At 70.4% G+C, this 20,570-nt stretch carries 18 protein-coding genes and 1 pseudogene; 10 read left to right on the top strand and 9 right to left on the bottom strand.

What is annotated here, in order from left to right; translation table 11 throughout:
• Positions 1–92: 92 nt before the first annotated feature.
• Both ACFC0D_RS00530 and ACFC0D_RS00535 read right to left on the bottom strand, forming a co-directional pair.
• A complete protein-coding gene (locus tag ACFC0D_RS00530; RefSeq protein ID WP_376430080.1) occupies positions 93–677 on the bottom strand; it encodes a ferredoxin in 585 nt (194 codons plus the stop codon).
• Between the two features lie 475 nt (positions 678–1,152).
• A complete protein-coding gene (locus ACFC0D_RS00535; RefSeq protein WP_376430082.1) occupies positions 1,153–2,541 on the bottom strand; it encodes an FAD-binding protein in 1,389 nt (462 codons plus the stop codon).
• Between the two features lie 851 nt (positions 2,542–3,392).
• On the opposite strand from ACFC0D_RS00535, the gene ACFC0D_RS00540 reads away from it, so the two are divergent.
• Complete coding sequence (locus tag ACFC0D_RS00540) at positions 3,393–4,193, top strand: maleylpyruvate isomerase family mycothiol-dependent enzyme (RefSeq protein ID WP_376430084.1); 801 nt, start codon at positions 3,393–3,395, stop codon at positions 4,191–4,193.
• A gap of 428 nt (positions 4,194–4,621) precedes the next feature.
• Positions 4,622–5,413: an IS5 family transposase gene (locus tag ACFC0D_RS00545; RefSeq protein WP_376430086.1), complete on the top strand. Its 792-nt coding sequence runs from the start codon at positions 4,622–4,624 to the stop codon at positions 5,411–5,413.
• Here the strand turns inward: ACFC0D_RS00545 and ACFC0D_RS00550 are convergent.
• Entirely contained in the window at positions 5,370–5,915 is a 546-nt protein-coding gene (locus ACFC0D_RS00550) for a hypothetical protein (protein WP_376430088.1), read from the bottom strand. The genes ACFC0D_RS00545 and ACFC0D_RS00550 overlap by 44 nt on opposite strands.
• A 112-nt stretch (positions 5,916–6,027) precedes the next feature.
• Positions 6,028–7,119 carry a PP2C family protein-serine/threonine phosphatase gene (locus ACFC0D_RS00555; RefSeq protein WP_376430090.1) on the bottom strand — a complete coding sequence of 364 codons (1,092 nt, stop codon included), beginning with the start codon at positions 7,117–7,119 and terminating at the stop codon, positions 6,028–6,030.
• Between the two features lie 504 nt (positions 7,120–7,623).
• On the opposite strand from ACFC0D_RS00555, the gene ACFC0D_RS00560 reads away from it, so the two are divergent.
• From ACFC0D_RS00560 to ACFC0D_RS00575, 4 genes are all read left to right on the top strand, one after another.
• Positions 7,624–8,775, top strand: a complete 1,152-nt coding sequence (locus tag ACFC0D_RS00560) for a tetratricopeptide repeat protein (protein WP_376430092.1) — start codon at positions 7,624–7,626, stop codon at positions 8,773–8,775.
• A 44-nt stretch (positions 8,776–8,819) separates the two neighbouring features.
• Entirely contained in the window at positions 8,820–9,917 is a 1,098-nt protein-coding gene (locus ACFC0D_RS00565; RefSeq protein ID WP_376430349.1) for a polyprenyl synthetase family protein, read from the top strand.
• A gap of 173 nt (positions 9,918–10,090) precedes the next feature.
• The gene (locus tag ACFC0D_RS00570) at positions 10,091–10,825 is read left to right on the top strand and encodes a helix-turn-helix transcriptional regulator (RefSeq protein ID WP_376430093.1); all 735 of its coding nucleotides are present in this window, start codon (positions 10,091–10,093) and stop codon (positions 10,823–10,825) included.
• A gap of 32 nt (positions 10,826–10,857) precedes the next feature.
• Positions 10,858–11,415 carry a DUF3291 domain-containing protein gene (locus ACFC0D_RS00575; protein WP_376430095.1) on the top strand — a complete coding sequence of 186 codons (558 nt, stop codon included), beginning with the start codon at positions 10,858–10,860 and terminating at the stop codon, positions 11,413–11,415.
• Positions 11,416–11,425: 10 nt separating this feature from the next.
• On the opposite strand, the gene ACFC0D_RS00580 is transcribed toward ACFC0D_RS00575, so the two are convergent.
• The 4 genes from ACFC0D_RS00580 to ACFC0D_RS00595 all read right to left on the bottom strand — a co-directional run bounded on the left by ACFC0D_RS00580 (position 11,426) and on the right by ACFC0D_RS00595 (position 15,819).
• Positions 11,426–11,935 (bottom strand): cupin domain-containing protein, encoded by a 510-nt coding sequence (locus ACFC0D_RS00580; RefSeq protein WP_376430097.1) that lies wholly within the window; start codon positions 11,933–11,935, stop codon positions 11,426–11,428.
• Between the two features lie 502 nt (positions 11,936–12,437).
• Positions 12,438–13,292: an ABC transporter permease subunit gene (locus tag ACFC0D_RS00585; RefSeq protein WP_376430099.1), complete on the bottom strand. Its 855-nt coding sequence runs from the start codon at positions 13,290–13,292 to the stop codon at positions 12,438–12,440.
• Entirely contained in the window at positions 13,289–14,851 is a 1,563-nt protein-coding gene (locus ACFC0D_RS00590; protein ID WP_376430101.1) for an ABC transporter permease subunit, read from the bottom strand. The genes ACFC0D_RS00585 and ACFC0D_RS00590 overlap by 4 nt, the downstream gene beginning before the upstream one ends.
• Positions 14,848–15,819 carry an ABC transporter ATP-binding protein gene (locus tag ACFC0D_RS00595; protein WP_376430103.1) on the bottom strand — a complete coding sequence of 324 codons (972 nt, stop codon included), beginning with the start codon at positions 15,817–15,819 and terminating at the stop codon, positions 14,848–14,850. The genes ACFC0D_RS00590 and ACFC0D_RS00595 overlap by 4 nt, the downstream gene beginning before the upstream one ends.
• Positions 15,820–16,050: 231 nt before the next feature.
• Between ACFC0D_RS00595 and ACFC0D_RS00600 the strand changes: the two genes are divergently transcribed.
• The 3 genes from ACFC0D_RS00600 to ACFC0D_RS00610 all read left to right on the top strand — a co-directional run bounded on the left by ACFC0D_RS00600 (position 16,051) and on the right by ACFC0D_RS00610 (position 18,775).
• The gene (locus tag ACFC0D_RS00600) at positions 16,051–17,328 is read left to right on the top strand and encodes an ATP-binding protein (protein WP_376430105.1); all 1,278 of its coding nucleotides are present in this window, start codon (positions 16,051–16,053) and stop codon (positions 17,326–17,328) included.
• Positions 17,325–18,032, top strand: coding sequence for a response regulator transcription factor (locus ACFC0D_RS00605; RefSeq protein ID WP_376430107.1), 708 nt, complete (start codon positions 17,325–17,327; stop codon positions 18,030–18,032). The genes ACFC0D_RS00600 and ACFC0D_RS00605 overlap by 4 nt, the downstream gene beginning before the upstream one ends.
• Positions 18,033–18,334: 302 nt before the next feature.
• Positions 18,335–18,775: an MscL family protein gene (locus ACFC0D_RS00610; RefSeq protein ID WP_376430109.1), complete on the top strand. Its 441-nt coding sequence runs from the start codon at positions 18,335–18,337 to the stop codon at positions 18,773–18,775.
• 75 nt (positions 18,776–18,850) lie between these two features.
• Here the strand turns inward: ACFC0D_RS00610 and ACFC0D_RS00615 are convergent.
• Positions 18,851–18,940 (bottom strand): annotated as a pseudogene (locus tag ACFC0D_RS00615) (IS5/IS1182 family transposase); the annotation flags it as partial.
• Positions 18,941–20,210: 1,270 nt separating this feature from the next.
• Between ACFC0D_RS00615 and ACFC0D_RS00620 the strand changes: the two are divergent.
• A complete protein-coding gene (locus tag ACFC0D_RS00620; protein WP_376430351.1) occupies positions 20,211–20,294 on the top strand; it encodes a putative leader peptide in 84 nt (27 codons plus the stop codon).
• Positions 20,295–20,570: the final 276 nt, after the last annotated feature.

The raw sequence follows: 20,570 nt of genomic DNA on the forward strand, positions 1-20,570 counted from the left end.
CTCCACAGTTACCAGGTCACCGACGATCATCCGCCGTCGATGCGCGCTCGGGCGGCGGCCTGCTGTCGCCAACACGAACGCTGTGTTGTGCCCTACGAGCCGAGCTTCGGCAGCGGCTCACCCGGGGCCGCAGGGCGGCCCTCGGCCAGCCAGAACGTGTAGTCGCGCAGGTACTCCTCGAGCCCTTGGGTCAGGTGGGTGAGGTACGCCCGGGCGCCGGCCGCGGCGTCCCGCAATTCCTCGCGCTCGCACGTCGCCCACTCACCCCACCCCATGCGCAAGGCCCACTCCCGGACCCTGCCGCGCTCGCGCCACCAGTCCCGGACCAGATCCGGGGTCCAGTGGCAGTCGCCGTCCCCGCCGTACGCCGCGAACGGGTCGCATTCCGCTGCGCAGGTCAGCTGGTGGACCTCGGATGCCCCGACCGGTTGACGGTAGACGAACTCGGCGCAGAACCCGTCCTCGTACGCCACATGGTGGGGTGCGCACAACCGTCCGGTGAAGCAGTTGTCGGTGTTGGCCGTGTAGAAGGGGCCGGGAATGTTCCGCCAGTCCCGCATCTCCCAGCCTTCGGGCGCAGGTTGGGACCAGTCGTGCCTCACCAGGTCGCCCTGCCACAGTGGATGGGGCTCGCCCACCAGGGCGCGGACGGTCGGCAGCGGGTCCCAGTAGGTCATGCCCTGCAGGATGTCAGACGGCAGTGTGCACAGGCCCTCCTGGGCTCGGCGCCGCCCCCTGCCGGCCGGTGCGGCATGGAAGGGGGCTCGGGGGTACGACCCCGGGGCCCCCTTCCGTCATCCGGTCGCTTCGACGCGCGCGCTGGCGGTGTGCGACTCGTTCCTTGGCGGTTTGGTGCCGAAGGTGCGTTCAAAAGATCGGAACGCGTGCTCCTGCTTCCACTCCGCCGTGGCCTTGACGCTGGACGCGAGGAACCGGGCACAGCTCGGACCGGGGTGGGGCGCACCGAGACGGTCCCGCGCGCACTCCGACACGACCTGGTAGCCATCACTGTTGGATTGAGGGGGGCATGCCGATCACCTCAGGCAGTCGCGCCGCGAGGAGAATGTCCGACATGCCGCCTGTCACTCGTGCGGGACGCATCCGGCTGAACCGCAGACGCGGACGCTCCGACCGGACTCCGCTGCGCCTACGTCAGAAGATCCGCTGACCCGGCGTGAGGACACCATCGGGGTCGTATCGGTGCCGTGCCGCCTCGAACTCGGCCCAGAAGGGGCCGAAGTGGTGCACCCAGTCGTCTCTGGTCAGCGGTACCGAACCGATCGGGTACCAGCAGCCGCCCGCGGCGACGGTGATGTCGTACTGCCTACGGTTCGCGGCGACCATCTCCTCGGCGGAATCCGCCCCGGGGGAGGCGGTCTTGAGGAGGGAGAAGAGGTAGGCGAGTTCCTCGTCCGGCATGACCGGGAGCGGGGTCCTGCACTGCGCGGTAAGTACGGGGTACAGCAGGACGACCGCGCTGTCGCCGAGCGCGCCGGCCTTGAGACCGGAGAGTGTCTCCGTGACGACGTCGTTGACGGTGGACGCGGGGAGCAGGCTGTCGTACCAGGGGTGCGGCCGCTTCCACTCGCCCATGGACTCGAAGGCTTCCAGCACCGGGGCGATCCGGTTCAGGAAGTCGAAGTACGGCACGTCCTGGGCCTCGATCGAGGTGTACTCCAGGTCGCCCGTGAGCCGGGCGTCGTCGGCGGACACACCGTCGTACGCGGCGGCCTCGATCATGTACGTCCAGCCGTCGGGCGTGGGCAGGGCCTGGCCGACGAGGGAGTCGAACCGTCTGTCCTCGATCAGCTTGGCCTGCTGCGCCGTGAGGGCGGCGACGCTCCCGAAGAACATGACGTAGTGCCGTACGGAGCGGGGTGCGGGGACCAAGGAGAGGGTGGCGCGGGTGATGATCCCGCACTGTCCCAGGCCGCCGAGGACGGCTCGGAAGAGGTCCGGGCGCTCGGTGGGGGAGCAGGTCGTGAGCTCGCCCTCACCGGTGACGACCTGAAGTTCGAGCACGTTGTCGACCTGCGTGCCGTAGCGACCGACCTGCCCGCCCAGGCCGCCGGCCGACAGCGTGCCGCCCACGGAGAGCTCGAGATAGTCGGTGAAGGCCGGCGGGGTGAGGCCCATGGGCAGGGAAGCCTGGACCAGAGTGCTCCACCGCGCCCCGCTCTGGACTATGGCGGTGTTGTCGCGGATCTCGATGGAGTCCAGCGAGCCGAGGTCGATGACGAGACCGGAGGGCACCTGGGCCTGTCCGTTGGTGGAGTGCCCCTGGCCCCGTCCAGCGACCTTCAGCCCACGCTCCCGGCAGTAGCGGACCATCGTGGCGACGTCCTGGGCAGAGCCGGGGCTGAGGACCGCGGCGGGCGGTCGGCTGACCATGTGGCCGAAGTCGGTGGACGCTGCGTCGATGGCGGCCTGGTCGAAGCGCAGCTCCCCGTCCAGGGCAGGAACCGCGTCGAAGGCGCTGCCTGCGCCGGGCGCGGGGTCGGTCGGGTCCGGCTGCGCGGCAGGAAGGTGTGGAGGCGTCACGCCTACTCCAGATCAACTCGGTTGCAGGGACTGCCCGCAGCGCGATCGGTCGCCCCGGGCTATGGCACAGTTCCTTCACATTGTGATCGTTTCTGCGCGGGAAGGTCGCCAAATACCCAAATTTGACGTTGTCGGAAGCTCCGCGGGCGCGCACCGGCCCACGCCGCGGGAAGGAACACAGCGGAGTCGGGGCCGGGAGAAGGCAGGGATCTACGGGCAGCGGCGACTGCGACCAAGCGCCACGAGGCCGTCCGCCGTCCGGGCCGCCGCTCGACCGATCTCCGCACCCCGGCCGTCTACGAAGGCGGACGCTCCACCCCCTCAGCGGCACAGCGCCGTGTGCCACCGCGCTCGATCAGTACGGTCCCTGCTCGACCAGGTGCTGAGGTCTGAAGCCCATATGACCGCTGGGCCCTTGGGCCGTGCGAGTCGACGTCTGAGTTCGGCTGCGGTCCTCCAGACAGGGTCCGGATTCCCGCCGCTCGCCGGGGGCTCCGGCCCCCAGTGGCTGTTGTTGTTCCGAACTTGAGGAGTACTGGTCGAACGGGAGTCACCTGAACTCCCGACCCGACCGGTCCTCCCCCGCCATCGTGACCTCCGCGTCCATCACATCGAGCGGCAGCATGACCGGGCGCACCGGGTGGATGTCACGTCGCCGAGGTGCCCGGCCGCACGGCGAGGCCAGAGCACCCACAGGCACGACGCCTGGCGTACCGCCACCACCAGCGTCCTCGCAGCAGTGCGCAGCTCGTCACCCGAGCGGTGGGAGGCGAGGACGTCTGCAGTGGCCAACCGGCGGCGACTGTGAAAACCGCTGTCCGATCACCGGAGCACGGTGATAGACACCTGGCGTGGAAAAGAATCTTGAGTTCCCTGACCTGTTGCGACTGATCGATGAACGGTCGACCGCCTTCCGCGCCGTGGTCGCCGCCGCGCCCGGTCTCGACGCGCAGGTGCCGACCTGCCCCGGGTGGACGCTGTTCGATCTGGTGAAGCACCTGGGTGGGGGAGACCGTTTCTGGGCCGCCATCGTCGGCGCGGGGTCTGCCGACGCTCCCCCGGCCGAGGCCGTCGCCGCGCGCGCCGCGCTGGAGGTGCCGCAGGAGCGTGAGGCCCTGCTGGCCTGGCTGGACGCGTCGACGCAGCTTCTCCTGGGCGCCCTGCGCGCGGCGGGACCGGAGAGCGGTTGCTGGACGTGGTGGCCCGCGTCGCAGTCACCGCAGACCGCCGGCGGCACCGCCCGGCACCGGGTCCAGGAGACCGCGGTGCACACCTACGACGCCCAGCTCGCCGGGGGCGCCCCGCAGCCGCTGCCGGTCGCGCTGGCACTCGACGGTGTGGAGGAGTTCCTGTTCACCGTCTGCGCAACGCCGAGTGCCTGGCCGCACAAGCCCACGGCCTTCGACTTCCACGCCGCCGAGGGCCGCTCCTGGCGCCTCACCGTCGACGGCAACGGCGCACGCATCACCCGCATCCCCGCGCCCACCGCCGCGACCGGCGAAGACTCGGACGCAGCCGGCGCCTCCGTCCACGGCACGGCCAGTGAGCTGGTCCTCTACCTGTACGACCGGATCCAGGCCGACTCCTTGCACGTTGACGGAGACGCAGGGCTGCTCGACCTGCTTCGCGCCTGGGAGCCGGAGGAGAAGTAGGACGTAGCGGGGGCGGTTGGCCGCGCCTCGAGCCGGTAGGACGCGACTCTTCGCCAGGTTCGTCAGTCGCGGCACCGGGCGCAAACCCGCGAGGCGGCCTCGGGGCGTCACCAAGCCGACCGTCTACCTGGATGGCAGTGCGAATTCGTCCGTCCCAGCGATCACGAGAAGCGACGCGACTGCCGTCGTCCCGATCTCGTCGAGAAGTCAGTCGATCGGGTGACTCCGGCGGCTGCCGTGCAAGCAGGGCCTCTTGGTAGCTCGAAGGGTGTCGAATCCAACGTGCCGTCCAGGAGGCCCTGTTGTCGCATTTCTACGGCAACGCGGGAGTGGGGTCCACTTCAGCCACTCTCGCATGTGACTGTCTGGCTCACAGGTTCGGGAACGCCAGAGACCACGGGGCGCGCGAGCGTCGGTATCCCACCGACATGTCGGACGCCGAGTGGGCGGTGGTCCGGCCACTGCTGCCGGTGCCGGGCCGGCTGCGGGGCCGGGGCGGGCAACCGGAGGCTTATTGCCACCGCGCGATGCTGGACGCGATCCGCTACCTGGTCGACAACGGCACGAAGTGGCGGGCCATGCCTGCCGACTTCCCACCGTGGGACCGGGTCTACGCGGTCTTCCGGCGCTGGCGCAACCACGATCTGGTCCGCGAGTTCCACGACCGGCTCCGCCGCCTGGTCCGCGAGCGGGCCGGGCGGGACTCGGAGCCGGGCGCGGGCGTGATCGACTCGCAGTCGGTCAAAGCGGACGCGGTCGTCGGCTCTGACAGCCGCGGCTTCGACGGCGGCAAGCTGATCAACGGGCGCAAGCGGCACGTCGTGGTCGACACCCTTGGCCTGCTGCTCGCGGTGATGGTCACCGCAGCGGATGTGGGCGACCGCGCCGCGGCCCAGGTCCTGCTCACCCAGGTCACTGCCGCACACCACCTGCCGGCCCTGGTCTGGGCCGACAGCGGATACACCGGCAGCCTCGTCGGGTACTGCCTCGCGGCCCTCGCCCTGGTCCTCGCCATCGTCAAACGCAGCGACAACATGCGCGGCTTCGTCGTGCTGCCCAAGCGTTGGATCGTCGAGCGGTTCTTCGCCCACCTGATGCGAAGTCGCCGTCTCGCGCGCGACTTCGAGCGTTCCATCACCAGCGCGGAGGCGAAGGTCTACTGGTCGATGACGATGCTCATGACCCGCCGCGTTGCCCGGCCACATCCTTCGCGAGCGTGAATCGGCCAGTTGCCGGCTCGATCAGCCAGCCGCGCGCCGTCAGCCGCTTGGCCTTCGATCGCAGTGCCTCCGCCTTTCCCGGTACGGGGTCCAGGCCGAAGCAGGCGGCCATCTCCTGGCACGTCAAAGCTCCTTGACCGAGTCGGTCACGGTCGCTGAGGGCCTGCAGGACGCGCTGGTAGTCCACCGACAGCGCCGACGAGGCCAGCCCCGCGCGCCACACCGGCACCACTGTTTTCGGCTTCGCCGCCTCCGCCGGTTCGGGCCGCGCCGGCTGCACACCGGGAGCCGGCAGACCCTCGGAGGCGGCGGGGCCGACGACGGCGTCGTTGCCCGGGGCCAGTACCTCGCCAACGCGTGAGCGGGCGATGACCCACTCGTTCCACTCCCGCTCAGCCACGGCCAGCTCCGCCTGGAGGCGGTCGGCCTCCTCCCGTAGATCGTCGACACGACGGCGAGCGGTGAGCTCACGCTGTTCCAGCAGTCCCACGACCGACGGCATCCTCGACCTCCACCAAAGCAACGACACGACACCTCACCACTGCCACGAGCCCGCCGACCCTATGCCTGACCAGCGAGAACGCAGTCCTCAAGCCCGGAAAGACAACAACCTCTCAGGGGTCACCCAGGCGTACGGCGAGGGCGGCGATGTCGTCGTCCAGGCGTCCTCTGCTGTAGCGGAGGAGGTCGCGGTGAAGAGCCGTGAGCAGTTCGCGGGGTGGTGTCGGGGGCTGTCCACGCATCCAAGCTGTCAGCGGGAAGAACTCGCCGTCGCGGGCGCGGGCCTCGGCGATCCCGTCCGTATACAGGAGCAGCAGGTCGCCGGGGGCGAGGTCGAACGTGTCGACGTTGTAGTGATCGCCGATCAGCTCCGCGAGGCTGAGCAGCGGCGAGGGCGAGGCGGACTCGAGAACGCGGAGTCCCCCGCGGTTCAGGAGCAGCGGCGGGGGGTGTCCGCAGTTGAGGATGTGGATACGTCTTCCCTCGTGCGGGATCTCGGCGAGAAGAGCGGTGGCGAAGCGCTCCATCGGTCCGTCGGGGGGAAAGGCGGCGTTGTATCGGGTGCTGCTGGCGTCCAGCCTGCGTGCGACCTCGACCATGTCGGTCTCGTCGTAAGCCGCCTCCCGGAAGGCGTTGACGATCGCCGCGGCCGCCCCCACTGCCGGCAGACCCTTGCCCCGCACGTCACCGATGAGCAGCCTCACCCCGAATGGCGTGTCGACCACCTCGTAGAAGTCCCCGCCGATGCGGGCCTCCGCCGCGGCCGCGAGGTACAGCGACTCGATCTCGACGTTTCGGAAGCGGCGTGGCATGGGGCTGAGAACCACCTGCTGCGCCGCGTCTGCGACGAGCCGTACCTGGAAGAGGGTGCGCTCCCGCTGGAGCCGGACGTGGCTTCCGTACGCCGCGGCCACGGTGACCGCGATGATCCCCGCGGCCGTCCACCACGTTCCCAGGTCGGGGAAGACGAGGCCGAGGCCGATCATCAGAAGGAGGCAGACCGTCCCGAGCAGGACGGTGGGGAGGACCGGCCACATGGAGGCGGCCAGGGCTGGTGCCGCGGGCAGGAGGCGGCTGAAGGCCATTTCCGGCGGAGTGGCGTACGCCAGGCTGGCGATCACGATGGTCAGAAGGACCGGCGACAGCCGAACGAACCCCCACCGGCCGTAGCGCCGACGGAGCCGCGGCCGTCCGGACTCGATCACACCCCCCAGAGTATCTGTGCAATTACGGCATAGCGCTCTGGCGAAGAGTGTCGACTGCCTGCTCCTCCCGCTTCACAGCTGATGAGCGCCGCTACCCCCGGTTCCAGAAGTCGGTGACCTGGCTGTTCGGCCGTTTGGGCTAGTGGCGGGCGGCCGGCTGAATGGATGGTGAGGTCGTTGGGCGATGTGGATGGCGCCGACTGAGGTGGGGACCTCGATGACACTTCCGGCGCGGCTGGTGCGGCTGATGCCCGCGCCGGCGAGTTCCTGCAGGGCCGTGCCGCGGGAGATGGCCAAGCCTTTGGTTCCGTAGCGCGTCGCCCCGGGGTCGTCGGAGGCAGGTGCCGTCGGAGGTGTCGTACGCCTTCATGCGGACTCCTCGGTGGGCTGTGTAGCACTTCGGGATGACCCTGTGCCCGTACGGAGATGGACTTTCCGGCCCGCAGGGAACCTCCGCCTCCCCTCGCCGTCTTGATCACCAAGTTCGGCTGGAGGAGGGTTCTGATGGCACATCAGGTATTCGAGGCGGGACGGGCGAAGGCGTCCGCACCGGAGTACCAGGGGGTTCTCGGGTCGATGTCGGTCAACGCCCCGCTGGCGGAGGTGCTCGCCCGGGGCATCGACGAGCTGCGGGCCGCGGAACGGGCCGGTGACCGACAGGGGGCGGCGCGCTGCGGGCTCGCCGTCGCGGAGGCCTGCAGGAGGCTGGGGCGGATCGAGGAGGCCGACCGGGCGTGGAAGGCGAGCTACCGGGCGGCGCGTTCCGCCGGGCACGAGGGGGCGATGGCCTGGGCGCTGTGGAGCGGTGGCACGCTGGCCCGGCAGCGCGGGGCGTTCCGGCTGGCGTACCGGCTGCTGCGGCTGGCGGCAGAGATGGGCGAGCGGGGCGGTGACGTCGTAGTGCGCGGCTATTCCCTGGCGGGGCTTGCCGAGACGGGGCGCATACAGGGCGATTACGCGGCTGTGGGCAGGCTGCACGAACAGTTGCTGGCCGAGGCCCGTCGGCGCGGTGAGGCCCGGCATACGGTCTGGGCGCTGGAGGGCATCGCGCAGATGCACCGCAACACCGGCGACTACGACAAGGCGTTGGAGCTGTTCGAGGAGGCGGCCGAGACGGCGTCGCGCGCCGAGGACCGGCGAGGGTGGGCATGGGCGCTGCGAGGCGTCGCCGATGTCGTTTCCGCGCGAGACGGGGACGTGGAGCGCGCCCTGTCGCTGCTGTCGCAGGCGGAGGAGGCCTGCCTGGAGATGCGGCTGTCCAGCGCTCTCGCCTACAACCACAAGATGCGTGGCAACGTGCTGTACCGGGCCGGCAGGTACGCGGAGGCCCGTGAGCTCTACACGCGGGCGCTTGAGGAGTTCCGCGAGATGGAGGAGCCGCGGGGGACCGCGCTTTCGAGGCTGGGGCTGGTCAAGGCGCGTGCCCGGCTGGGCCGGGACGCCGCGCGGAGCGCCGCCGAGCTGGCGGAGCTGCGCTCGACGCTGGACCGCATCGGGCTGCGGCATGCCCGGGAGATGGTGGAGAAGGCGGCGGCCGAGCTGGGCGTGGGGCCGCTGCCGGACGAGGCCGGAGACGCGCCGGGGGCCCGGGAGCCGGTGCTGCCTGCGGCCGGGCTGGAGGCGCTGCGGGCCGCCGATGCGGAGGGACTGCGGTGAGTTCCTCCCTGACAACGACGTCAACGGCGCCGGTGACGTCGACGATGTCCTCGCTCATCGACTCGCACGGCGCGGCGGCCTGTGCCGTGGCGGCCGTGTCCGACGGCCGTCACAGCACAGTGCCCGGTGTCCTTGCGCGCTGTCGTGAGCTGGTGCGGCCCGCCCTGGTGGAGGCGGTGGGGCGGCTGCACCCCTGGACCGGCGAGATGGCGGCGTACGCGCTGGGCTGGAGCGATGCGGCCGGTACGCCGGATCCGGGCGGCTCCGAGGGCAAAGGAGTGCGGCAGGCGCTCGCCGTACTGGGGGCCGAGGCCGTGGGCGCGGACGGGGGCGTCGCCGTCCCGGGCGCGGTGGCCACGGAACTGGTGCACACCTTCTCCTTGCTCCACGACGACATCATGGACGGCGACGCGCTGCGGCGGCAGCGTCCGGCGGTATGGAAGGCCTACGGGACCGGTCCGGCCGTCCTGGCCGGCGACGCCCTCCACGCCCTGGCCGTGCAGACTCTGGCCGAGGCGCCGAGCCCCTGGGCAGCGGCCGCGGTCCGGCACTTGTGCGCGACGCTCAGCGCGCTGGTGTCCGGGCAGGCGGACGACCTCCGGTTCGAGCAGCGCCCGTGGACCGGATCAGGTGCGGTGGGGTTGGAGCAGTACCGGTCGATGGCGGAACGGAAGACGGGGGCCTTGCTGGGCAGTGCGATCGGGCTCGGGGCGGTGCTCGGCGGTGCTCCCGCCCGGACTGTGTCGGTACTGGAGCAGGCCGGGCGCCATCTGGGCATCGCCTTCCAATCGGTGGACGACCTGCTCGGCATCTGGGGTGACCCGGCCGTGACTGGCAAGCCCGTTCACAGCGACCTGCGGCAGTGCAAGAAGACCTACCCGGTCCTCGCCGCGCTGGCCACAGGCGGAACGGCCGCCCGCGAGCTGGCGGCGCTGCTGGAATCCCCCGGGCAACTGCACGGGACGGCAGTGGCACGTGCCGCTGTGCTCGTGGAGGAGGCGGGCGGACGGGCCGCGACCCGTGACGAGGCGCGCCGACACCTGGACACCGCCCGCCGTGGCCTGCGGGAGGCGTCACTCGCGCCTGAAGCGGCCGGGGACTTGGACGCGTTGTTCACATACGTGCTGGATCGCAGCTGGTGAGAGGCTGGAAGGTCTGCGCGACCGCCCTCTCCACGGTGACGGCGCCCTTCACGCCATGCTGAACGGGAGGCGGTCGGGCCGGCAGGCGGGTCTGTGATCAATTGCGGGGGAACCCTCGGGAGTCACGGGCCCACCTTTCTATCTCCAACCTGCGTTGTTCCTAGAATGGCCGGGTGAAGGACATCGAAGCGATTGCGGTGTTGCAGGATCCGGTGCGCCGCCGCCTGTATGAGTACGTGGCGGCGCAGGGCCGTGAGGTCGGCAGGAATGAGGCCGCCGAGGCGGCCGGGGTGGCGCGCACGCTTGCCGCGCATCATCTGGACAGGCTGACCGAGGCCGGGCTGCTGGAGAGCGGTAGCCGCCGTCTGACGGGCCGCTCGGGACCGGGGGCGGGCCGTCCCGCCAAGGTGTACACGCGTTCGCGGGCGGAGCGGTCGGTGTCGTTGCCCGCCCGCGACTACCGCACCGCCGCCGAGCTGCTCGCCGAGGCAGCCGAGCAGGCGGGGCTGGACGCCGGACTCTGCGCGGCCGCACGCCGCCGGGGCGAGGCCCTGCGCGGCTCGGCGGCGCCCTGCGGCGGCCTCGAAGAGGCCATGGAGATGCTGGCCGCCCGCGGCTACGAGCCGCACCTGGAAGCTGTCGAAGCCGTCGGAGATGCCGAGGAGGCCGAGGACGCCGAGGACGTCGAAGGTGTTGAGGGGACGGCCGCCGCGGCCGAACGCGTCGTCCGTATGCGCAACTGCCCCTTCCATGCCGTCGCCGAACGCTTCCCGCCGCTCGTCTGCGGCATGAACCTCGCGTTGCTGGAGGGGCTGCTCGGCGCGGACGGACCCGTACGCGCTCGCATGGACGCCCGGCCGGGGGAGTGCTGCGTGGTGGTCGAGGCTTCTAAAAACAATGCTGATTGACATAGAAAACGAGGGCGTGCTGGGATGAGGCCATGACCGCATCCACGCATGCCGCCCACCACCTCGCCCAGCTCAACGTCGCCACACTCCGCTACCCCCTCGACGACCCGCGCGTGGCGCCCTTCGTCGAGATGCTCGACCCGGTCAATGCCGCCGCCGACGACGCGCCCGGCTTCGTGTGGCGGCTCGTCGAGGAGGGTGCGGCCGACGCCACCGCTCTGCGCCCTGCGGGCGAGGACGTCATCGTCAACATGTCGGTGTGGGAGACCCAGGAGGCTCTGTGGGACTTCGCCTACCGCAGCGGGCACCTGGAAGTGATGCGGCGACGCCGCGAATGGTTCGCCCGCCACGTCGAGGCCCACATGGTGCTCTGGTGGGTCCCCGCCGGTCACCTCCCTACGGTCGGCGAGGCCTTGGAGCGGCTGGCGGACCTGCGGGCGCACGGGCCTTCCCCGCGCGCGTTCACCTTCACGTCCGCCTACACCGCCGCCGAGGCCGCCCAGCAGCTTCAGACCGTGCCGCCGACGCAGCCTGAGCAGCCCGCCCGAAGCGCGGGGCCGTCGCCGGCCGAGGACACGGCGGCCATCTGAACGCCCTTGCCTACTGCCCCGCCTTGGCGGGCACCAGGTCGAACCGGTCCTCCTGGTACTGGAAGAGGAGGCAGTCCTCTCCCTTCTCGCATCCGCTCAGGTGCGCCCTGTTCGCAGGGAGGCGGTAGTAGGAGCCGGTCGGGTACTCGACGCGCTTCCCGTCGATGTCCGCGTAGAACGTGCCCTTCAGGACGACGGTCGGGAGGTCCTGGGTGTGGACATGCATCGGATTGTCCTTCCCGGCGGGGAAGGACACGAACGCCTCGTAGCTGCCGCTCCCCGCGAGATCGCCGCGCACGTTCGCGTACTTCACGCCGCCCGAACCCGGAAGTTCCTTCCAAGTGAGGGAGGACGAGGGGAAGGAGAGGGACTCGGACGAGCCCTTCCTTGCCGTCGGGCTCGCCGACGCCGTGACTGCCGGGGACGCTGCCGCAGCCTTGCTACCGACCTCCTTCTTCTCCTGGCCGTCCTTGGCCTCGGCATCGGCCGAGCAGGCTGCCAGCAAGGCAACCGAAGTCATGGCAGCCACAACCGCGGTGAGGGTCCTTGCCTTGGCATGCATTGATGTCTCCTCATACGTCGGGTTCTCAGGGCGCACGCCGAAGGAGCGGAAAGTGAAGTCGTGGATGCGTTCCACGACTTCACTTCCTCGCTGCGTCGGCGGGTCCCGGTACGGCCTCCATCCTCAGTTCTGGTCCGTCGGGCCGCCATGACGAATCCCCTGCAGATCCGGACATGCGGCTGCACCTCGGACCGTGGCGACGCTCTCGCCGAACTGCCCACAGCTGCACTGTTCTTGCAGTTCAGCCACGTCTCCGGCGGCGCACGACCGCTGTCCCCGGCAGCCCCGAGAGGCCGCGTCGTACCCGAGGGATGTGGACTGGGTTCGAGAGCGAGGACAGGCCGCTCACGCGGACCAGCCTGAGCTTGCTCGGTTGGATCTCGGAGCCGGACAGGACCACTTCAGTGCCCCCGACGCATCCCCGTGCGACCCAATATGTTGCCACCAGCACTCGATGTGGCTACGCGTCGCGCCTCTGCAGCAGCAGGCCGCCGACCAGCATCGCGGCCGCGGCCCACGCGGCGAGCACACCCAGGCCGGCCCAGGGGCCGATGGGCAGCCCGGGCAGGTCGGTGGTGGCCTGGATCGCGAGTCCGGCGGTCATCGGTGCGATCTGCTGAAGGTGACGCTGCCACTCCGGATCCTGGACCACTTGGGTGACGACCGGGAAGAGGTACTGCAGCCCGAGCGTGATCCCGATGGCGGTCGCCGCCTCCCGTACGGCCGTTGCCACGCCAAGGCCGATCAGGGCGATCAGGCCGAGGTAGAGAACCGAGCCCGCGGCCGCGCGCAGGGTCGGGCCGTCGGCCAGGGACAGCGGGGCGTAGCCGTGCGCCTCGGTGAACCCGTTGCCGGGCAGGATGAGGCGGCCGGCGAGCAGGGAGACCAGGACGGCGATCGTCCCGCAGGCCAGGACCACCACAGTGAGGACGGCCGCCTTGGCGGTGAGGACGGTGAACCTGTTCGGCATCGCGGTGAGCGTGGTGCGGATCATCCCGGTGCCGTACTCACCGCTGACGGCCAGTACCGCGAGGACGGCGATCACCGCCTGCCCGGCGGTGATGCCGGTCAGGGCGAGCCTGACGGCGTCCTGGCCGCACCCCAGGTCCGGGCACTTCACGGCCTTGGCGGTGCCGGAGCCGACGGCCACGGTCAGTGCGACGGCGAGCAGGAGCAGCCATCCCGTACCCCCTGCGGTGCGCAGTTTCGTCCACTCCGCGCGCAGGGCGTGGCCGAAGTCCCCTCGGCGGCCGCCGGTCGCCTTGCCGCCGCCGACCACCTTGCTGACGAGTGGTGTGTCGCCGAGGAGACTCATACGTCCCTCCCGCGCAGCCGCACCACGGCCAGGCCGAACGCGAGCGCGGCGTAGCCGCACAGTACGGCGAAGCCGGTCCACGGCGTCAGCGGGTAGTAGCCGGTCGACGGCTCGTACACGCTGAGCACCTGGGCGTGGTACGGCAGGGTCTGCTGCACGGCGAAGCCCGCCGCCGGAGTCACCCGCAACAGCCACTCCGAGACGTCCGAGGGCAGGACGCCCGAGGTGGCGAGCAGGAAAGGCAGCACGATCGACGCGATGACCAGGGCGACCGCCGGGGCGCTGCGCCGCAGCAGGGCGCCGACGCCGAGGGCGAGCACGGCTGCGGCGGCACAGAGGAGTCCGGTGCCGACCATGACGCGCAGCTCGGTCGCCGCCGGGACGGGGAAGACGTGGAAACCTCTGCCGAGTGCGCTGCTCTTCCCGATGGGGATGGTGATCGCGGCGGCGGCCAGGCCGATGGCGAACGCGACGCCGCCTGCCACCAGAGCCTTGGCACCGAGCACCCGGCCCCTTGTCGGGACGGCCGCCAAGGTCGTACGCAGCAGACCGTGCCGGTACTCGCCGGTGATGAACACCGTGCCCACGGCGATCATCACGATGAGTCCGGCGAACGTACCGACGAGGAAGTTCTCGACGGAGAAGCCGCCGCCCATGACCGGCCCGCCGACGACCGGCGCGATGTCGCCGGCCCCGGTCACGGTGAACCCGTCGCCGGTCCGGGTGAAGCCGCCCTTGATGGTGTTCGAGTAGCTGCCGGAAGTGCCGGCGTCGCCGCCCACCTGGGTGCCGCTCCACGCGCCCGCGGACCAACTGCCCGTCAGCTCCGGGGCACCGAAAGTGCCGGTGGCCGCCGCGGGGCTGAAGCCCGCGCCCGCCCCGGTCTCCTGCATCGCCTGCGGTGACGCCGCGAAGAACCCGGCCTGCACGGTCTGCGGAAGCCCGGGCAGCCTCACGCTGTCGACTTCGGTCCAGTGCGAGCCGTCGGCGGAGACGTAACCGGTGAGGCTGTCTCCGGACCGGACCAGACGCAGTCGGCGTGGGGAGTCCTCCGAGACCTTGCCGGAAGGCCCTGGCGTGTCATGGGTGAAGTCGTACTGCATGCGCACGCCGTGGCCGCCGGTGGCCATGACCGCCGCATACGGGGATCCTCGGGTGAGGCCGGCCTTCATGATGATTCCGGCCTTCGCCCAGGGCTGGGCCCCCTCGGCCGGCTCGCGTCCGATGCCGGTGTCGGCCACTCCGGTCAGCGATCGCAGGTCGACGGTCAGGCTGCCGTCGCCGGTCAGGTTCCTGTGGACGAGGTAGAAGTTGTCGTTGACGGCCTCGCCGCCGGGACCCCTCGGGTATAAGGCGGTGCCGGTGCCGCGGCCGTTGGGGGCGGGCGCGGCCGTGCCGAGCAGGCCGACCACGATCGTCACCAGGAGCGCCGCCGCCATGGCGAGGACCCAGCCACGTACCGTACGGAACTTCGTCCACTCGGCACGCAGCGCCGCGAGGAACCCGCCCCGCTCAACACGCCGCGTGGCCGGGGGGCGTGGGGTGAGGGTCGCCGTCATCGCGTGACCTCCCCCGCAGAGATGCCCCGGTACTCCACCGCGTCACGGGTGAGCTCCATGTACGCCTCCTCGAGCGTCGCACGGTGCGCGGACACCTGCGAGAAGGGCACCCCGTTCCGGGCGAGCAGGGCCACGATCTGCTCGTCGGGCAGGCCCGTGACACCGAGGGTATCGGGGCCGGTGGCGAGCACGGTGGCACCCGCGTCGTGCAGGATCCGGGCGGCGCTCGAGGAGGCGGAGGTACGCAGGACGACCCGGTCGCCGGACGCCTCGGCGAGCAGTTCGGACACGCTGGTGTCCGCGACGACGCGGCCTCGTCCGATCACCACGAGATGGTCCGCGGTGCCTTCGAGTTCACCCATCAGGTGACTGGAGACCAGGACGGCGCGGCCCTGCCGGGCGAGCGTCGCCAGGAAGCCTCGCATCCACACGATCCCGTCGGGGTCCAGGCCGTTGAACGGCTCGTCCAGCATGACCACCGGCGGGTCGCCGAGCAGAGCCGCCGCGATTCCCAGGCGCTGGCGCATGCCCAAGGAGAAGCCGCCCGCCTTCCGCCGGGCCGCCGAGCCCAGGCCGGCCTGCTCGATGACCTCGTCCACCCGCCGGGCCGGCACCCCCTGCGAGTGGGCCAGCCACAGCAGGTGGTTGCGGGCGGTGCGGCTGGGCTGCAGCGCGGAGGCATCGAGCAGTGCCCCCACGTGCCGCAGCGGGCGCCGCAGACTCCGATACGGCACCCCGCCGACCAAGGCAGTTCCTTCCTCGGCCGCGTCCAGGCCCAGGATCACGCGCATCGTGGTCGACTTTCCCGCGCCGTTCGGGCCGACGAAGCCGGTCACCCGTCCCGGACGCACGGTGAACGTCATCCCGTCCAGGGCCCGCCGCGATCCGAACCGTTTGCGCAGACCGGTGACCTCGATGGTCGCCTCCGTGTCATGGCTGCCGCCGACTGCGGCCGTCTCATCTCTCATGGGCCCCACCCTGTGACGGCATCGGTTACAGGGGCCGAACGGGCGCTGTCATCTCGTTGTTAGGTGCCGCCGCTTAGCCTGGTCACCGGGCCGCGGCCGGGACATCCCTGGTGCGGGCCGCTCGAAGGGAGCATGCGGATGAGGTGGGAACCGCGCCGATGGTTCACGGGCCCAATCGCCAGCCTCGGCCTGCGTCGTGGCACCGCCCGCGCGCGCTTCACCGCCTTGTACGTGACTTTGTTTTTGCTCTCCGGGACAGTGCTGCTCGCCATCGCGGCCTTGGTGGCGTCCGGCGGATCGCGCTCCAGCCAGGTCGCGCCCGGCGGAGACACGGGCCGGGACACGGGCCGGCCCACCACGGCGGCACAGGCCCAGGGCCGCATCGAGCAGCTGGAGCAGGAACTGGCCCAGGCGCACGACACGCAGTCCAAGGAGATCCTGATCGGGTCTGCCATCGCGTTCGGTGTCATGACGGTGGTCTCGGTCGGTCTCGGCTGGTTCGTCGCCGGCCGGGTGCTGCGCCCGCTGCGCATGGTGACGGCGGCCACCCGCCGGATCACCGCCGACAGCCTGCACGAGCGCCTCGCGATCGGTGGCCCCCGCGACGAGGTGAAGGACCTCGCGGACACCATCGACGACCTGCTCGGCCGCCTGGAGGGCTCGTTCGACGCCCAGCGTCTCTTCGTCGCCAACGCCTCCCACGAACTGCGCACCCCACTCACCACGATGCGGGCCTCCGTGGACGTGGCCCTCGCCAAACCGGGCCCCGTACCCGACACCACAGCCAGGCTGGCCGCCCGCATGCGTACCGAACTCGACCAGGTGGACCGGCTGTTGGAGAGCTTCCTCGTCCTGGCGCGCACCCAGCACGGTGAGTTCACCGACTCGGGACCGCTCCCCCTCGGCCAGGTCGCGAGGGCCGCCCTGACCGCACGAGCCGGGGACATCGCGGCCAAGGGCCTCACGGTGCGCGACGACGGGATCGACGACTCCGTGTGGGTGCGGGGCAGCCGGACGCTGCTGCGCCGCCTGGCCGACAACGTGATCGACAATGCGACAGCGCACAACGACCCAGGGGGCTGGATCGGCGTCGAAGTACGAGCCGGGGGCGGCGAGGGGGGCGACGGCGACGAAAGGGACGACGGCGGCGAACGGGACGAGGGCTTCGCGGTGGCCCTCGTCGTCGAGTCCAGCGGCCCGGTCCTGGATCAGCGGCGGGTGGCGGACCTCGCGCGCCCGTTCCGCCGCCTCGGCGCGGACCGGACCGGCACCGGCCGGGGCAGCGGCCTCGGCCTCTCCATCGTCGCTGCCATCACCGAGGCGCACGGAGGCACCCTGGACCTCCATGCCCGCGCCGACGGTGGCCTGCGCGTCACCGTGACGCTCCCTCGCACCGATGACAGGACGGCGCCCGCCCGTGGCACAGGAGCGGACCCCGCGGGCGCAGGGTTGCCCGCCGCCGGCACAGAAAAGCCCGCCCCCGGCACAGGAATGGACGTGGCACGGTGAGAGTCCTGGTGGTCGAGGATGCCCGCTCCCTCGCCGAAGTGATCGCCGAGGGGCTGCGCGACCAGGGGATGGCCGTGGACCTGGCCCACGACGGGCTCGAAGCCGCAGCCAAGCTGGACGTCAATGCGTACGACGTCGTCGTGCTCGACCGCGACCTGCCGGGCATCCACGGAGACACCCTCTGCCGGATGATCAGCGAGCGGGACGACCGTGTCATGGTCCTGATGCTGACCGCCGCCGCCTCGCCCGGGGACCGCGTCAGTGGCCTGACCCTGGGCGCCGACGACTACCTCGCGAAGCCCTTCCATTTCCCCGAACTCGTCCTGCGCATCCGTGCTCTGGCTCGTCGCCGTCCCTCCGCCCGGTCCCGCACTCTGCGCGCGGCGGGCATCGAACTCGACCCGTTGCACCGTACGGCCGGCCGCGACGGTCGCCGGCTCAACCTCTCCGTCAAGGAGTTCGCCGTACTCGAAGCCCTCCTGGACGCGAGCCCCGCCTTCCTCAGCGCGGAGGACCTCCTCGAACGAGTCTGGGACGAGCACGCCGACCCGTTCACCAACACCGTCACCGTGACCATCAGCCGCCTGCGCCGCAAACTCGGGGACCCCCTGGTCATCGCCACCACACCCGGCGTGGGTTACCGGATCATCGACCCGGCCGACCGAGCGGACGGCATGCCCGGTCCGCCGGACACGGCGCCGTAGCGCCACGTCATAGGGGCGGTCACACCGACGTCAGGCGTCGATGTGGATGCGTCATCCGAGTGACAAGGGTGTGTCGGACCGCGCGTCCACAGACTTCGTCCACCCACCGCCTGGAAACACCTGGGGGAAGGCCGTCGCGATCACAGAGGCTTCTGGTCCGACCAGTAGAGCCGCTTCGCGCTGACCCCCACGGCCCGACCGGTAGGCCGCCGTCCGGGTGCTTCCCGCCGTGGCTCACCGTCCCAGAGCTGAGCCGGACTTAGCGTGCTGAGCACTCCTGTCTCCGGAAAGGGAGCAGAAACGTGCTCAAGGGCTTCAAGAACTTCCTCATGCGCGGCGACGTCATCGTGATCGCCGTCGGTCTGGTCATCGCGCTGGCTTTCTCCACTCTGATCAAGGCGTTCACCGACTACGTGGTCAGCCCGATCGTCGCCCGGTTCCAGGGCGGTGGCTCCGCCGGACTGGGTTGGCAACTCGGAGAGGAGGGGAACGCCGCGACGTACCTCGATATCGGGGAGTTCATCTCGGCGCTGATTTACTTCCTCATCTTCGTGGCAGTCGTGTACTTCCTGATCGTTGTGCCGTACAAGCACTACCAGGCTCGCCGCGGCGTCACTGTCTTCGGTGAGCCGGGGCCGTTGAAGACGTGCCCGGCCTGTCTGGCCGAGGACATCCCCGAGGCAGCGACCAAGTGCCGGTACTGCACCAGCCAGCAGCCGCCCGCGGGCGCTGGAGGGGGGTGACATCGCATCGGTCGAGGCGCTCTCCTGGCAGAGGTGACCAGCAGTGGCGTGATATCGCCATGCGCACCGACAAGCTCCGGCTGCGACCAGCCGTGGCAATGGACGGCACCGGCCGTCGGCTGCCAGGTGGACTTTGGTCGTCAGGCCGCTGCGGGACCGCCCGAGAGCGTGGCCATCCGGTTCTCTCGCCGGAGCCCCTCAGCGGGCGCCGGCCCTTGAGTCACCCATGATCGCCACGATGCCACACCCACCAACACCGTCCTCGGCAAGGGCGAAGGCATGCGCCTATCCGGGTCACGTCCGGACGTCCACCGAGCGAGAGACGCTCGGTGGGGGTAGGTCGATGGGCGCAAGGTGACCTTGGGATCCATGAGGAGATCAGCTATGTACGCAGTGATTCGGCGTTACGAAGGAGTGACCGACTCCACCGAGGCAGGGCGCCGAGTGGACGAGGGATTCGTGCCTCTCCTCCGACAAGTCCCTGGCTTCGTGGCGTATTACTGGGTGGACGCAGGGGACGGAGTCATGGTCTCCACCAGCGTCTTTGAAGACCGATCCGGGGCCGACGAGTCGATCTCGCGGGCGGCGGACTTCGTAAGGGACAACCTCGCGTCGCTGCTCCCCAACCGTCCTCAGGTCACTGCCGGCCCGGTTGTGGCCGCTGGGTAGCGATCTGCGGAGCGGGCCGCTGGATCGCAACTTCCTCCAGATCGAGGATGCCGGCACGACAGTGGGGACCCGCGCGACGACGGTGGTCTTCGGGAGTGCGGACGGCTGATCCGGCACCCGAGTACGCCTGACCGGTGGCGTCGGGCTGAGCATGCTCGTGAGCGGATTCCCCAGGCAGACACGGTGCTGGCGGCCATGTCTCCTCCACCGCAACGGACCGGTTCCGCAGCGGATGCCACCGGTCGGCCACGCCGAGCGCTCCGGTGGCGGCCTGATTGATCGCACAGGTGCAGCCGGTCGCCCGGTCCCGGCAGATGACCTCCGCTCCCGGGTGGCCTCCACCCAGGCGGCAAAGGTCTCCGAGCTGCGCTCGGGCAGATCGGATGGCTTGCCGTTCTCCACGTCCACGAGCACCGCTCCGCACCTGTGCCCAACGACGGAAGGCGAAACCGTCCACCCGAGGACCCGCGGAGCCTGGGCCGGGACCGCCGGTGCGGACGGACAACGGCCACGAATCCTGCTCCTCGCACGCACCCAGGCCTCGAACCTGATCACGTCGTCTCCCGGGACCTCCCCACCGGCCCCGCCATCGTCTCGACGTGCGCACGGAGGGCCTGCGAACGGCTCGCCGCATCGAGTGCTTTCCCGGCCTCGCATCGGCCCATTGTGAACGCTGCACTTCACGCGTATGTCACGGGATTCAATATGCGAGACGCAGCCTGAAGAGACATTGACGTGTCCGGTTTTCGCTGCAAGCCTCTTGGCCATGAGCACGTACGAGAACCTCGCCGCGCGGCTCCACGTCGACCTCCGACGTCAAGCCGGCGCCATCTGTTCCGTCGGTCGATAGGCCCGCCGAACGGCGCGCCTTCCCCTGCTCTCCGCCGTGGATCGTCAGTTGCCGCCGTACCGCTGCGGAAACTGACCGGACTTCTCGCTGAATTCTCAGGCGAGGCTCCCTTCTGCTGACGTTCTGCGTCCGCCATGCCCTGCCCGAATCCTGGCGCGCCGTTTCCGACCGGACTTCCCCATGCCGGACAGCCCGCCTTGATGTCAGTTCTCGCAAGGTGCGCAGAAGAACTTCGTAGAAACACTCCAGCCGCTCCATCAAAGAATGTGAACAGGA

Source organism: Streptomyces sp. NPDC056222, assembly GCF_042264065.1.
In the GTDB taxonomy this organism is placed as follows: domain Bacteria; phylum Actinomycetota; class Actinomycetes; order Streptomycetales; family Streptomycetaceae; genus Streptomyces.

What these genes read in the sequence shown, in the direction of transcription:
- ACFC0D_RS00530 (WP_376430080.1), bottom strand. Translation starts at nt 677, where the DNA reads ATGACCTACTGGGACCCGCTGCCGACCGTCCGCGCCCTGGTGGGCGAG.
- ACFC0D_RS00545 (WP_376430086.1), top strand. Translation starts at nt 4,622, where the DNA reads ATGTCGGACGCCGAGTGGGCGGTGGTCCGGCCACTGCTGCCGGTGCCG.
- ACFC0D_RS00550 (WP_376430088.1), bottom strand. Translation starts at nt 5,915, where the DNA reads ATGCCGTCGGTCGTGGGACTGCTGGAACAGCGTGAGCTCACCGCTCGC.
- ACFC0D_RS00560 (WP_376430092.1), top strand. Translation starts at nt 7,624, where the DNA reads ATGGCACATCAGGTATTCGAGGCGGGACGGGCGAAGGCGTCCGCACCG.
- ACFC0D_RS00565 (WP_376430349.1), top strand. Translation starts at nt 8,820, where the DNA reads ATGTCCTCGCTCATCGACTCGCACGGCGCGGCGGCCTGTGCCGTGGCG.
- ACFC0D_RS00575 (WP_376430095.1), top strand. Translation starts at nt 10,858, where the DNA reads ATGACCGCATCCACGCATGCCGCCCACCACCTCGCCCAGCTCAACGTC.
- ACFC0D_RS00580 (WP_376430097.1), bottom strand. Translation starts at nt 11,935, where the DNA reads ATGACTTCGGTTGCCTTGCTGGCAGCCTGCTCGGCCGATGCCGAGGCC.
- ACFC0D_RS00585 (WP_376430099.1), bottom strand. Translation starts at nt 13,292, where the DNA reads ATGAGTCTCCTCGGCGACACACCACTCGTCAGCAAGGTGGTCGGCGGC.
- ACFC0D_RS00590 (WP_376430101.1), bottom strand. Translation starts at nt 14,851, where the DNA reads ATGACGGCGACCCTCACCCCACGCCCCCCGGCCACGCGGCGTGTTGAG.
- ACFC0D_RS00595 (WP_376430103.1), bottom strand. Translation starts at nt 15,819, where the DNA reads ATGAGAGATGAGACGGCCGCAGTCGGCGGCAGCCATGACACGGAGGCG.
- ACFC0D_RS00620 (WP_376430351.1), top strand. Translation starts at nt 20,211, where the DNA reads ATGAGCACGTACGAGAACCTCGCCGCGCGGCTCCACGTCGACCTCCGA.